This is a genomic window from Corynebacterium sp. UMB10119B (assembly GCF_030228125.1).
Taxonomy (GTDB): Bacteria; Actinomycetota; Actinomycetes; order Mycobacteriales; family Mycobacteriaceae; genus Corynebacterium; species Corynebacterium pseudogenitalium.
In genome coordinates, this window is the sequence record NZ_JASPBG010000001.1 from 410,184 (window position 1) to 423,198 (window position 13,015).

11 protein-coding genes are annotated in these 13,015 nt (G+C 57.3%); 10 read left to right on the forward strand and 1 reads right to left on the reverse strand.

Going from position 1 to position 13,015, the window contains the following annotated elements; all coding sequences use genetic code 11:
• Positions 1-6: 6 nt before the first annotated feature.
• Positions 7-1,524 carry a proteasome ATPase gene (gene arc, locus QP802_RS01975; RefSeq protein WP_284817493.1) on the forward strand — a complete coding sequence of 506 codons (1,518 nt, stop codon included), beginning with the start codon at positions 7-9 and terminating at the stop codon, positions 1,522-1,524.
• Here the strand turns inward: arc and pdxR are convergent.
• Entirely contained in the window at positions 1,513-2,946 is a 1,434-nt protein-coding gene (pdxR, locus tag QP802_RS01980; RefSeq protein ID WP_284817494.1) for a MocR-like pyridoxine biosynthesis transcription factor PdxR, read from the reverse strand. The two genes, arc and pdxR, sit on opposite strands and share 12 nt — an antisense overlap.
• A gap of 10 nt (positions 2,947-2,956) precedes the next feature.
• Between pdxR and pdxS the strand changes: the two genes are divergently transcribed.
• The 9 genes from pdxS to QP802_RS02025 all read left to right on the forward strand — a co-directional run bounded on the left by pdxS (position 2,957) and on the right by QP802_RS02025 (position 13,007).
• Positions 2,957-3,841, forward strand: a complete 885-nt coding sequence (gene pdxS / locus QP802_RS01985) for a pyridoxal 5'-phosphate synthase lyase subunit PdxS (protein ID WP_369822092.1) — start codon at positions 2,957-2,959, stop codon at positions 3,839-3,841.
• A gap of 41 nt (positions 3,842-3,882) precedes the next feature.
• Positions 3,883-5,394 (forward strand): depupylase/deamidase Dop, encoded by a 1,512-nt coding sequence (gene dop, locus QP802_RS01990; protein WP_284817495.1) that lies wholly within the window; start codon positions 3,883-3,885, stop codon positions 5,392-5,394.
• Complete coding sequence (locus tag QP802_RS01995) at positions 5,387-5,572, forward strand: ubiquitin-like protein Pup (protein WP_070362468.1); 186 nt, start codon at positions 5,387-5,389, stop codon at positions 5,570-5,572. Before dop ends, QP802_RS01995 begins: the two co-directional genes overlap by 8 nt.
• Positions 5,569-6,984: a Pup--protein ligase gene (gene pafA, locus QP802_RS02000; protein ID WP_284817496.1), complete on the forward strand. Its 1,416-nt coding sequence runs from the start codon at positions 5,569-5,571 to the stop codon at positions 6,982-6,984. Before QP802_RS01995 ends, pafA begins: the two co-directional genes overlap by 4 nt.
• Complete coding sequence (locus QP802_RS02005) at positions 6,974-7,930, forward strand: helix-turn-helix transcriptional regulator (RefSeq protein ID WP_070477132.1); 957 nt, start codon at positions 6,974-6,976, stop codon at positions 7,928-7,930. The genes pafA and QP802_RS02005 overlap by 11 nt, the downstream gene beginning before the upstream one ends.
• Positions 7,927-8,868, forward strand: coding sequence for a helix-turn-helix transcriptional regulator (locus QP802_RS02010; RefSeq protein ID WP_284817497.1), 942 nt, complete (start codon positions 7,927-7,929; stop codon positions 8,866-8,868). Before QP802_RS02005 ends, QP802_RS02010 begins: the two co-directional genes overlap by 4 nt.
• A gap of 36 nt (positions 8,869-8,904) precedes the next feature.
• Positions 8,905-9,195 carry a Sec-independent protein translocase subunit TatA gene (gene tatA, locus QP802_RS02015; RefSeq protein WP_284817498.1) on the forward strand — a complete coding sequence of 97 codons (291 nt, stop codon included), beginning with the start codon at positions 8,905-8,907 and terminating at the stop codon, positions 9,193-9,195.
• A gap of 115 nt (positions 9,196-9,310) precedes the next feature.
• Positions 9,311-10,228: a twin-arginine translocase subunit TatC gene (gene tatC / locus QP802_RS02020; RefSeq protein ID WP_252930891.1), complete on the forward strand. Its 918-nt coding sequence runs from the start codon at positions 9,311-9,313 to the stop codon at positions 10,226-10,228.
• 4 nt (positions 10,229-10,232) lie between these two features.
• Positions 10,233-13,007: a DEAD/DEAH box helicase gene (locus tag QP802_RS02025; RefSeq protein WP_070976947.1), complete on the forward strand. Its 2,775-nt coding sequence runs from the start codon at positions 10,233-10,235 to the stop codon at positions 13,005-13,007.
• The last annotated feature ends 8 nt before the right edge of the window (positions 13,008-13,015 follow it).

The window sequence follows — 13,015 nt, forward strand, 5'->3', positions numbered from 1 at the left end:
CCTTGTATGACTGAACGCTTGCCCGAAGTCCAGGTACTCACACGCGACAACCAGCAGCTCCGCGCGCGCAATGCACAGCTTGCGGACATGCTCAAAACCAGTCGGGACAAGCTGCAAGAGCTCTACGAACAGGTCGAGTCCCTCGGCGACCCAGCTTCGACGTACGGCCTGTTCCTTGCGTCCACTGGCAATGGAACAGACGCTGAAGTCTTTACAAGCGGTCGGCACATGCGTGTCAAGGTCGCGCCAACGATCGCGATCGACCGAGTGAAGCCGGGGTCGCTGGTGAGGCTTGGCGATGGCAGCGTGGTACTCGAGGTCTGCCAATATCCTGCTGTGGGCCAGCTAGCTACGCTCGTTGAAAAGCTGGACGCCGGTCGCGCTATTGTGCAAGACATCCAGGGAACGGAGCACGTCGTACGGCTTACAGACGAGCTACAGCGTGAAAGCCGTGCCGGTGACACGTTGCTCACCGATGTGCGCGCACAGTTCGCGTTTGAGCGCATTGCAAAGACCGAGGTGAACCAGCTTTCACTCGAAGAAGTACCCGATGTGACGTATGAGGACATCGGCGGGCTCCAAGAACAGATTGAGCTCATCCACGATGCGGTTGAGCTGCCGTTCGCGCACCCTCACCTTTACCAGCAGTATGACTTGAAGCCTCCGAAGGGCCTGCTACTGTACGGCCCGCCCGGGTGCGGTAAGACGCTGATTGCGAAAGCGGTCGCGAATTCGCTGGCGCACCGGCTTGGTCATGATGCGTCGGCACACTTCATCAACGTGAAGGGCCCCGAGCTGCTGAATAAGTTCGTGGGAGAGACCGAGCGTAGAATCCGGCTGATTTTCGAGCGTGCGAGGGAGCTCGCCTCGGAAGGTCGCCCCGTGATCATTTTCTTCGATGAGATGGAGTCGATCTTCCGTACCCGCGGTTCGGGGGTGTCCTCCGATATGGAAACGACAGTTGTGCCGCAGCTGCTCACAGAGATTGACGGCGTAGAAGATATTTCGAACGTCATCGTCATCGGCGCGACGAATAGGGAAGAGCTCATTGACCCTGCGATTCTCCGACCTGGACGCCTCGATATCAAGGTGCGGATTTCACGCCCGACTAAAGCTGAGGCCCTCGATATCTTCGGCCGGTACTTACGCCCTGAAGTCCCTCACGCAGCTCCTATCGAGGAGCTTTCTGAGATTGCCGTCGAGGAGTTGTTTGCGCCGCGGCCTTTCGTCCGTCTCCGGTTGATTGATGGCTCTGAGGAGACGTTGCATTACTCTGACTTTGTGTCTGGTGCGATGATCGCGAACATTGTCAGCCGCGCCAAAAAGCTTGCTATCAAGGACGCTATTTCCGGCGAGTCAGATACCGGCGTTACTGCGGAGCACCTGCGTGCGGCGGTTCGCGCGGAGCAGCAGGAAAATGAGGACCTGCCAAATACTGCCGACCCAGATACTTGGTCGCGCCTAGCCGGTCGACATGGCAAGCAAGTGGTCGCTGTGGAGGTCGTCGCTAGGTCAGCATCCTAGAAACTCAGCGAGGGAGCGCGTTGCGGCATCAAAGTCTTGGTCGCTCAGCGTTGAGAAACTGAGCAGTGCAAAACAGTCTTCGCCAGCGCCAGTTGAATCACCGGTCGCGCAAACGCAGCCAGCGCATTTCAGCTGCTCCCTGAAGCGCTGCAGATCGCGTTGATGAGAAAACTCAACGATAATGTCAGCGCTACTCGTGTTGCTCATAGCAGCGTTGCTCGCACCACTGACTTCGGCAATACGCTCGAGGAGTGGGGTTACTTGTCGACGCCGCTTCGCAAGCCTAGTGTGAAACGCCTTGGTGCTTTTCCGGACGGTGCCATCAGTCAGTAGGTGCGCGATCGCGTGTTGGGTAACTGTCGACACCGGCATTCCTAGCACTTCCCGGGTCTCTTGCACCGAGGAAAACGTATCCGGTGTGGTGACGATGTAGCCGGCGGAAAGCTGCTTGTGCAGCAGCGTTGTGAAAGTACCGAGCGTGAGCACATTGCCTGAGTTCGGTAGAGCACTCAGTGTCGGTTGGGGAGCGGTTCGGTAGCGCAGTTCTGTGTTGAAGTCATCCTCGATGAGCAACGTACCCGTTGCCGATGCCCATTCGAGTAACTCAACGCGTCGGCGTACTGTCATGACACCGCCAAACGGCGGCACGTGTGCTGGCGTGATGAGCAGTGCGTCGATGTCGCATGGAAGCTGCGAGACCAACACGCCTTCGTCGTCACATTGGCAGGGCACCGTCGCATGGCCTGCGAGAGCGATCACGGAACGAAGCCCGCTAGACTCCGAAGTTTCAACACCAACTCGGACGCTGTTGCCAATAGACATCAGCGTGAGCAGTAGTCCTTCGCGGGTCCCACCGGTGACGATGACCTCCTCCGGAGCAACGTGAAGCCCACGAGCTACTCGCAGGTGCTCGGCGATTGCAGTCCGTAGTTTCGGCTCGCCTTGTGGGTCGGCCTGTTTCGGCACGCAATATGAGGCTTCGCGCCATGCACGGTGCCAGGCTGCCGGGCGGATCATGCCGTCGATACCTGATGTTGGGACCAGCGAAAGTACTGCAGGTGTTGACGCCTCGTTGGATGCTCTTTGCCTCCGTTGTATCGACTGCTTCGGTACTCGGAGCTCAGGATGAATCCTTGTTGGTGCTCCCTGCGTGGTATCCAGATAGCCTTCGCTGATGAGCTGATCGAACGCGCTGACCACGGTCCCACGCGATACGCCAAGTTGGGCAGCAAGCTCGCGGGTAGATGCGATGGTGTCTCCGGGTCGCAGTGTGCCTTCGGCAACCGCGGTTCGGATTTGCGCTGCGATTTGGGCAGGAAGTGAAAGTGATGCGTTACGCGAGACTGGAAAGAACATACTCACCAACTGGTACAAAATATTGCTGTAAAACTGGACCTCGTAATCGTCCAGATCGTACCGCATGATGGAACCCATGACTGATTTTTCGAAACATGCAGAGTTGACCAACAGCTTGCGCGGCGGCGTCATTATGGACGTCGTGACCGCAGAGCAGGCGAAGATTGCGGAGAATGCCGGCGCCGTTGCCGTCATGGCACTTGAGCGAGTCCCGGCAGACATCCGTGCCCAGGGAGGGGTGGCGCGTATGTCCGACCCCGACCTCATCGAAGAGATCCTCGACGCGGTGGAAATTCCAGTCATGGCAAAGGCGCGCATCGGACACACGGTCGAGGCCGCGATCTTGGAGCATCTCAAAATCGATTACATCGATGAGTCCGAGGTGCTCAGCCCAGCTGACTATGTCAACCACATCGATAAGAACGCATTCGACACCCCCTTCGTGTGCGGTGCGACAAACTTGGGTGAAGCACTTCGCCGCATCAATGAAGGCGCGTCCATGATTCGTTCCAAAGGCGAGGCTGGTACTGGTGATGTCTCCGAGGCCACGAAACATATCCGCACTATCAAAGCCCAAATCGCACAGCTGCAGGCTACGGTAGCGTCTAACCCAGATGAGCTCTACGTCGCGGCGAAAGAGCTGCAAGCCCCATATGATCTGGTGAAGTACGTTGCTGAACACGGCGAGCTTCCCGTTGCCCTGTTCACCGCTGGTGGCGTTGCAACACCGGCTGACGCAGCTCTGATGATGCAGCTTGGCGCTGACGGCGTCTTCGTCGGCTCGGGCATCTTTAAGTCCGAGCATCCAGAGAAGCGCGCGGAAGCTGTCGTTCGTGCAACCCGCAACTGGCAAGACATCGCCGAAGTCACAGCAGCTTCACGCGGCCTTGGCGAGGCAATGGTTGGCATTAACGTCAGCGATCTGCCTGCGCCGCATCGCTTGGCTGAGCGCGGCTGGTAAATACCAGCACGGGAGGTAGCGTCGCGGTACAGTCGTGAGCCATGGGACGTTTCATGGGAACAGAAACTGAGTATGGCATCACGACTCCGAGCGACCCGACGCTCAGCCCGCTCATAACCTCGACGCATGCCGTCGTGGCATACGCTGCGATGCATACGAGTGCTCGAAGCCGATGGGACTACGCGGAGGAACACCCGCTGAAGGATACTCGCGGATACGACCTCCAACGCTATCGGACGGTTCCTGTTGTCGACCCAAACGCGATTGGCGTGGCTAATGTGGTGACTACTAACGGTGCTCGGTATTACGTCGACCACGGCCATCCTGAATACTCCTCCCCGGAAGTTGATAACGCCTGGGACGCCATGCTGTACGACGCCGCTGGTGATCTCTACCTGCGGCAGTCCATGGACGACATCCGCGATCTCTGGGACGAAGGTATTTCGGTGCTTGACGGCGCTGCACCATGCCCACCCATTAAGTTCTACAAGAACAACGTCGATGGCAAGGGCCAGTCGTACGGCAGTCACGAAAACTACCAGTACTCACGCCATACTGACTTCGCAGCGGTGGTAGAGGGGCTCATTCCGTTCTTCGTCACTCGGCAGGTCATCATTGGCGCCGGACGAGTTGGCATCGGGCGCGAAAGTGAACATGCCGGTTTCCAGATTTCACAGCGCGCAGACTACTTCGAGCAGGAAATCTCACTCGAAACGACACTGAACCGAGGCATCATCAACACGCGCGACGAACCACACGCTGACGCTACACAGTTTCGACGCCTCCACGTCATCATCGGTGACGCCAACATGAGCCAGTACTCCAACTTCTTGAAGATGGGCATGACCAAACTCGTGCTCGACGCAATCGAAGCTGGAGTGGACTTCTCGGACCTCACCATCCAGGACCCGGTTGCTGAGCTGCAACGCATCTCCCACGACCCAACGTGCACACACAAACTACTTCTTGCCAACGGTAGGCGCTGCACAGCAATCGAGGTGCTCCGGGAAATCCGAGATCGGGTGCAGGGGCTGCCAAACGAAGGGGACGTCGATAAGCGAGTGCTCGCTCTTTGGGCTGAAGTGCTCGATGATCTCGCAGTCGACCCACTGCGCACCGCGGATCGCCTTGATTGGACGGCCAAGTGGGCGCTTGTGCGCTCGTTCATGGACCGAGGAGTAGCCGCGGACGACCCAAAGTTGAAAATGATCGACATCCAGTACGCTGACATAGATCCTGCGAAATCGCTGTATCACGCACTCGTCCGAAAAGGATCGATACGGACGCTAGTAGGCGATGAGGAGATTGCTCACGCAGCAAAGAACCCGCCGAGAAACTCCCGCGCATACTTCCGTGGCAAGGTAACCGAAAAGTTTGGGGAAGAGATCGCGGCATCGAGTTGGCAGTCCATCGTTTTCAGGATTGAGGATCGAATGGTCCGCGTGCCGCTCGACGATGTCAATGGCTGGACGTATGAGCAAACTGCCCAAATCATCAACCGCGCTACAACGGCATCGGAGCTGCTAAACGCGCTAGGGTATAAGCATGTCTAAGCAGCAACAAATGTTCGGTGGAGGAGACACCCCGGAACCGCAGAATGAAGAAGGCAACAGCGCCCAAGCCCAGGTCGAGGTGACAGGCACTGACGATTTACTCGATGAGATTGATGCCTTGCTTGACACGAACGCTGAGGAGTTTGTGCGCTCATTCGTTCAAAAAGGTGGCCAATGAGTTCCGAACACCCTGCGCTGTATGCGCGCCGAATCATGGGGGTAGAGACGGAGTTTGGGCTCGCCGCCTACGCACATGGGCAATCCATCCTTGGCCCGGAAGAGCTTTCGCGCTACTTGTTCCGGCCGGTAGTTTCGCGCTATCGGTCGTCGAATATCTTCACCCAGAACGGCTCTCGGCTCTACCTCGACGTAGGTGCGCACCCTGAAATCGCGACGCCAGAATGCGACTCACTGATGCAGCTCTTGCAATACGACAAGGCTGGCGAGATGCTCTACCACCAGCTTGCGCTGCATGCAGAGGAAGCCCTTGCACAGGAGGGGACTCCGGCCCAGGTGTACCTGTTTAAGAACAACGTCGACTCACAGGGCAACTCTTACGGTGCACACGAGAATTATCTGGTGAGTCGCGAAATCGTCCTGAAGTCATTTAGCAAGCAGCTCCTGCCTTTTTTGATTACGAGACAGCTAATATGTGGCGCAGGAATGATCAATAAGGGCAAGTTTGTGCTGTCCCAGCGCGCCGACCAGGTGTGGGAAGGGGTTTCATCTGCCACCACGCGCACGCGTCCCATCATTAACACTCGAGATGAGCCACACGGAGATTCTCATCGATTCCGCCGAATGCACGTCATCGTCGGTGACGCCAACATGTCGGAAACTACGTTCGCACTCAAGGTAGGCGCGACGCAGCTGGTCATTGAGATGCTTGAGGCTGGCTTCCCGATGCCGAACGTGGAGCTCGAAGATCCGATCAAGCATATTCGAGCGATTGCGCTCGACCCGACTGGCCAAACGCTCCTTACTTGTAAAGACGGTTCAACTGTTACAGCACTCGCGGTGCAGCAACAGATTCTTGACGCCGCCACAAAATGGCTGACACAACGGCCAGACGAGGGAACCTCAAACGAGGAACTCAGTCGGGTAGTGGAGCTATGGCAAAGAGTGCTGACTGCAATCGAGACGCAGGATTTCTCTGCGGTTGACACAGAGATCGACTGGGTGATCAAACACAAGCTCTTAGAGCAGGTTCGTGAAAAACTAGACACGGACTGGTCACATCCGAAATTGGCACAGATTGATTTGACCTATCACGACATCAACCCGGAGCGTGGTCTGTTCTACCTGCTGCAACGCAAAGGCCTCGCGGCGCGTTGGACTACCGACACGGACATTCGAATGGCTGCTGAGCAGCCTCCTGCCACGACCCGCGCCGCGCTGCGGGGCAGGTTCCTCTCAGCTGCTCGGGGCTACAACGCGGAGCACAACGTCGACTGGGTGCACCTGAAAGTAAACCGTCCAGAGCCTCGAACGCTCAAGCTTCTCGATCCCTTCGAAACCGAGAACGCTGACGTCGACGCCTTGATCCAATACATCGTGGACAACCATCAGCAGGAGCATCATGACACGTAGTGATGTAATGACTTCCCGGCAGCTGAACTTGGCGTTCGCGTTACTGGGGTCACCGCGTCCGAGGACACAGCAGTGGATTGCCAAGCACGTCGACGGATACGCTGATCGAACTCCAGAGGCCCTGGAGAAACTGATTAAGCGCGACGTCGACGACCTTCGCCGTGTTGGCGTGCCCGCAGAAACTCGAGCAGGCGAGGCATGGATCGAACACGATAAATATGAACTCGAGCCGCTCAACCTCACTGTTGAGGAGGCAACGGCGCTTGGTCTCGTAGTTGATCTCAGCCAGGCGGGACGCCTAGGCGCGTTTGCGCGATCCGGTTGGACAAAGATCGCGGCATCTGGCGTTACCAGGATGTTTGATAGCCCAACCATTGCGTTCGTCGACAACGACATCATCAACCTCGACCCTGATGTACTCAAGGCGGCCTTGGCTTGCGCACGCACCAAGACCCGCATGACGTTCGATTTTCAGCCAGCTCCAGGTACGTCGCTCCAGCGCCGAACGCTCGACCCGTGGAGCGTCGTACCTCTCAATAACAAGACTTACCTTGTTGGTTGGGACTGCGATCGCGGCCAGGAGCGCGTCTTCAGACTGATGAAGGTGAGCAACATCAGGAAGTCGAAGAATCAGACATCGTTTCACGACGCCACCAAGGACCCGCGTGACGTACTTCAGAACGTACTTCGTGGCCCGCTTGCCGATGCCGTGGTGGAAATTTCAGCTGGTGTAGGCGAGGAGCTATCGCTGCAAGGAGAGCGCTCAGAAGGCTCTGCAGCGGGTCTGGACCGGATAGCTGTCAGTGGGGTCGAACGCGACTGGCTCGTGCGCACTCTCGCGAGCCTTGCTCCGCATGTGCGCTCAATTACGCCGCCCGATATCCACGAAGAGGTATCTGCGCTCTTGCGCAAACAGCTTCGAGGACAGGAACGAGTTGAAGCATGAAGCAAAACACTGCAGTCGAACGCCAGGTGCGTCTGGCACGGCTTTTAAACCTGTTGTCATACCTGTCGCAGCACCCAGATCGTTCACCAATGGAAATAGCGCGGGACATCGGAACTGACGCGGAACAGGTGAAAAGCGACTTGGCGATGCTCCATTTGACGGGAGTTGGCAATGGCCCCGGGGAGATGATTGATCTCAAACATTCGTGGACCGAGGTGACCGTCATTGACGACCAAGGTTTGAGTCGGCCCTTGCGTCTCACACCAACCGAGGCAAACACATTGTTACTGCTGCTCGACTCATTCGAGACCATGCCAGGCCTGCTCGACCAAGCGGCGCTGAGTTCTGCAGCAGAGAAGTTGCGAGCTGTAGTTGGCAGTACCTCCGTGCTTGATGCGGATGGGGAACAAAGCGATCAAGAATCCATCCTGGGGATACTTCAAAGTGGTTTGCAGCAGGGCGTCCAAGTGCAGGTGACATACTTTTCGCCTTCCTCCGATACGCTTCGTGAGCGCCAGTTGACCGGTATTCGGTTCTTTCACCAAGGTGGTCACACCTATTTCACGGCGCTGGATGAAGGAGAGGAGAAGAGCTTCCGAACTGACCGTATTCGTGAAGCTCAGTTGACCGAAGTTCCAGCCGACCGTTCTGCGGTAGGCAAAACGTTCGACGGCTCCGACCCATTTGGCTTCGACTCTGAAAACATCGCCACGCTACTCGTATCTTCCGATGCGACATGGCTTGCGGACTACTGGGAAATCGAAATCGGTGATGCCTATGATGACGGACGGATTGAGGCAACCATGGTCTACGGGTCCGCGGACTGGCTTATCCGTTTCTGCCTTAGCCAAGGAGACCGCATCGAACTCGTCGGTCCGCCAGAGCTGGCTGCTGAGGCACGCCGTCGTGCGTTTTCCGGCTTAGAGGCATTAGAATAGCGGAGGACTCTACCCAAGCAGTGTGAAAGGAATCCAATGCCGAATTTAGGTTGGATGGAAATCCTCATTATTTTGGCCATCGTGCTGTTATTGTTCGGGGCAAACAAGCTTCCCGACTTGGCACGTTCGATGGGTCGCTCCGCCCGTATCTTCAAGTCTGAAGTCAAGGAGCTGCGCAACGACGACGAGGCACAAGCTACTCCGCAGCAGCCTGCGCAGAGCCAGGAACCTAAAGAAATCGCTCCTCCATCGAATCCACAGCAGCAAACAGGCCCTAACGCTCAGCAAAGTTTTTGGGACGCGCCTGAGAACCAGCACCGCCAGTAGCGTTTGTTGTTAAGGAATTCTTGGAGGTCGTAGTTCAGTGGGGCAACAGCAAGTTCCGCCTGCACAAAAGGCAGGTCGTCGATTTCGTCGGAAGCCAAAGAATGCTACCGGCGAGATGACGCTCGTTGAACACCTGAAAGAGCTACGACGCCGCGTCATCGTCTCGCTCGTCGCAGTGTGCGTCGGCACCGTTGTGGGATTCATTTGGTATCAGTCTGCGCCTTTTCACTGGTACCCACTCGGCGAAATCATTCGAGGCCCGTACTGCAACCTCCCGACTGAGCTTCGAGCAGACTTCACAGGTGATGGCAATTGTCGTCTCTTAGCGACGGGCCCCTTCGAAATGTTCATGCTGCGGCTGAAGGTAGGCGCGCTCGCTGGGCTCGTCATGGCATCACCAGTGTGGCTGACCCAAATTTGGCGATTCATCACGCCGGGGCTCCACAAGAATGAAAAACAGTACACATTCACGTTTGTGACGCTTGCGGTACTGCTCTTCGTGGCCGGGGCGATGCTTGCGTACTTTGTTTTGGACAAAGGCCTGTACTTCCTGATGACGATGGGCAGCGAGGTGCAGATTGGCGCACTGTCTGGTGGGAGCTACTATAACTTTTTGCTCGGGCTCATCGTCGTCTTTGGTGTGAGCTTCGAAGTCCCCCTCATCATCGTGATGCTCAACGTCGCGGGCATCATTCGTTATGAACAGGTAAAGGATAAGCGCCGGATCATCATCGTTGGGATCTTTATCTTTGCGGCGTTTATGACACCCGGCCAGGACCCGTTCTCGATGGTCGCGCTGGCGCTCTCCATCACACTCCTCGTCGAGTGCGCATTCCAGTTCTGCAGGATCAATGACAAGCGCCACGCCAGGAACAGACCGGACTGGCTCGACCTCGACGACGACGAGTCCTCAGGACCTATCGACGCAGCTTCGCCCATCGAAAAGGCAGCACCGATTGGTGACGTAGCGGCCGTCGAGAAGCCAAAGCCCGTGCACACGTTTACCGAGGATCCATTCAACGACGTACTGTAGGGGCATGTCCGCTTCCTCTGACTCGTTTCTCGCACAGTTTCAAGCCTCGAAGGATTTTCCGCTCGACCCATTCCAAATTGAAGCTTGCCAGGCACTCGAAGACGATCGGGGCGTGCTCGTCTGCGCCCCAACGGGATCCGGGAAAACCGTAGTCGGTGAGTTCGCCGTTGCGCTGGCGCTCTCGCGAGGCACAAAGTGCTTTTACACCACACCAATTAAGGCGCTGAGCAATCAGAAGTACCACGACTTCGTCGCTGCATACGGCGAAGAATCCGTTGGACTGCTGACAGGCGACGTGAGCATCAACGGTTCGGCGGACATCGTCGTGATGACGACAGAGGTGCTCCGAAACATGGTGTACGCGGAAGCACCTCGCCTGGACCGACTAACCCACGTGGTAATGGATGAAATCCACTTCCTCGCAGACCCGGAACGTGGACCTGTTTGGGAGGAGATCATTCTCAACTTGGACGACTCCGTCCAGATCGTTGGGCTTTCGGCGACTGTGTCGAACTCGGAAGAGTTCGGTGAATGGCTCAACACTGTTCGTGGCGATACGACCGTGATTGTTTCCGAAGACCGTCCGGTTCCGTTGAGTCAGTACATGATGGTTGGCAAGAAGGTCCTTCCATTGTTCGAGCCTGCCAACCCATCCTCCGAGCCCGAACTTAACAGGGCTTTGGCGCATCAGATCGCCCGTATCGAGTCTCGAACGATGGAAGAAGGCGCGGACGACTTTCATGAAGGTCGCGGGTTCCGTGCCCGCTCGAGTGGACGTCGCCATGGGAGGACGCGCCAACAAGACCGCTACCGTCCGGTTGGGCGGCCGGAAGTTGTCGAGGTGCTCGATGGGCTAGAGATGCTTCCGGCTATTGTGTTCATCTTCTCTCGAGCGGGATGCGATGGCGCTCTCTACCAATGCCTCCGTTCGCGGAAGGAACTCACGACAGAAGAGGAACGTGCACGTGCCGCCGAGATCATCGACGCGGGTGTTGAAGGCATCCCGGAAGAGGATCTCAAAGTACTGAACTACCGGCAGCTTCGCAGCGCGTGGCTGAGGGGGTTCGCTTCGCACCACGCAGGGCTATTGCCCGCGTTCAAGCACATCGTCGAGCAGTTATTTGTGGAAGGGCTCGTCCGGGTGGTGTTTGCGACGGAAACGCTGGCCCTGGGCATCAACATGCCGGCCCGAACCGTCGTGCTGGAGAAGTTGGTCAAGTTCAACGGCGAGGGCCACGTAGACCTCACACCAGGGCAGTACACCCAGCTCACGGGGCGCGCCGGTCGGCGAGGGATCGATGTGCTCGGCAACGCTGTTGTGCAGTGGGCGCCAGCGATGGACCCGCAGTATGTAGCTGGATTGGCGTCGACAAGAACGTATCCACTCATTTCACCATTTGCTCCCGGCTACAACATGGCTATCAACATGCTTGCCATGAATGGTTTCGACGACTCCATTCGACTTATCGAGCAGTCATTTGCTCAGTTCCAAACCGACCGATCCGTGGTTGGCGAGGTGAGGGACCTAGAGCGGCTGGAAGGCAAAGTTGCTCGACTTCGCGCCCAATTATCCCGCGATATCTCTTCGTACGCGCCACCATCAGATCACGCGATTGAGGACCTGTTGGAGTACTTGGACATCCGACATGCTCTCAGCGTGGAGGAGAAGAAAGCACGCAGAGACGCGCTCGACAACCGGCACACCGAGGTCGCCCGCGTGCTGGCCCGACTGGAAGTCGGCGAGATCATCGCGCTTCCTGGTAAACGTCAACCGGAGCTCGCGGTCGTGGTTCAGCCCGCCGGCAGACACGACGATCCGCGCCCCTGGGTCACCACCGAGCGTGGCTGGTCGAGCCGCATCAACGCTGATTTTTTCAAGAACACTCCACTCGTCGTAGGGCGAATGAAAGTTCCACGGCATACGCGGGACCAACCACGTAAATTTGCGAAAAAGATCGCAAGCCAGCTCCGCCACGCTCCGGTGCATGCACCAAAGCGACTGCGTGAGAAGGCCCGGTATCGAACTCCAAAATCCGTCACCAAACTTCGCGAGCAACTTCATGCGCACCCCGTCCACTCATGGCCGGCCACGGACCGCGAAATGCTGGCCCGAGTAGGCGAGAAGCTTGCCCGTGAGCAGCGCGCACTTGACCGGCTGAGCAGGCAAGTAGACAACGCCACCGACACACTTGGCAGAACATTCGAGCGCCTGATCGGGCTGCTGCAAGAACTCGACTACGTGGAGCTCGTGGAAGGAGAATTCCAAGTCACTGATGAGGGCGAGCGTTTAGCAAAGCTGCACAATGTTTCGGACCTCCTCGTTGCGCAGTGCCTAAAACGCGGGATCTGGGACGAGTTGGACCCCGCCGAGCTCGCCGGTGTCGCGTCGATGGTCGTGTTTGAGAACCGCCGTACCACGGGAGGCTCCCCGGAGGCCGCTACAGAGCCAATGGCCCACGCAATGAATGAAACGATGCGTGTGTACGGCGAACTCGTTTCCGATGAGCAGCGTCACAAGCTTCCACTCACCAGAATGCCAGACCCACATTTCTCACTCGCGTTGCACCAATGGACCGCCGGCGCACCGCTTGGGTACGCGCTTGCAGCCGCGGCAGAATCTGGCGCGGAACTGACCGCGGGCGACTTTGTCCGATGGTGCCGGCAGGTGATCGACCTGCTAGAACAGGTGAAGAAGGTCGGCTACAGCGATGAGATTCGCAACAATGCGAACCGCGCGATAGAAGCTATTCGACGCGGTGTAGTAGCAATCGGGAACTAGTGCGAGTA

Coding starts and splice junctions, on each gene's coding strand:
- arc (WP_284817493.1), top strand. CDS start 7: ATGACTGAACGCTTGCCCGAAGTCCAGGTACTCACACGCGACAACCAG.
- pdxR (WP_284817494.1), bottom strand. CDS start 2,946: ATGCGGTACGATCTGGACGATTACGAGGTCCAGTTTTACAGCAATATT.
- pdxS (WP_369822092.1), top strand. CDS start 2,957: ATGACTGATTTTTCGAAACATGCAGAGTTGACCAACAGCTTGCGCGGC.
- dop (WP_284817495.1), top strand. CDS start 3,883: ATGGGACGTTTCATGGGAACAGAAACTGAGTATGGCATCACGACTCCG.
- QP802_RS01995 (WP_070362468.1), top strand. CDS start 5,387: ATGTCTAAGCAGCAACAAATGTTCGGTGGAGGAGACACCCCGGAACCG.
- pafA (WP_284817496.1), top strand. CDS start 5,569: ATGAGTTCCGAACACCCTGCGCTGTATGCGCGCCGAATCATGGGGGTA.
- QP802_RS02005 (WP_070477132.1), top strand. CDS start 6,974: ATGACACGTAGTGATGTAATGACTTCCCGGCAGCTGAACTTGGCGTTC.
- QP802_RS02010 (WP_284817497.1), top strand. CDS start 7,927: ATGAAGCAAAACACTGCAGTCGAACGCCAGGTGCGTCTGGCACGGCTT.
- tatA (WP_284817498.1), top strand. CDS start 8,905: ATGCCGAATTTAGGTTGGATGGAAATCCTCATTATTTTGGCCATCGTG.
- tatC (WP_252930891.1), top strand. CDS start 9,311: ATGACGCTCGTTGAACACCTGAAAGAGCTACGACGCCGCGTCATCGTC.
- QP802_RS02025 (WP_070976947.1), top strand. CDS start 10,233: ATGTCCGCTTCCTCTGACTCGTTTCTCGCACAGTTTCAAGCCTCGAAG.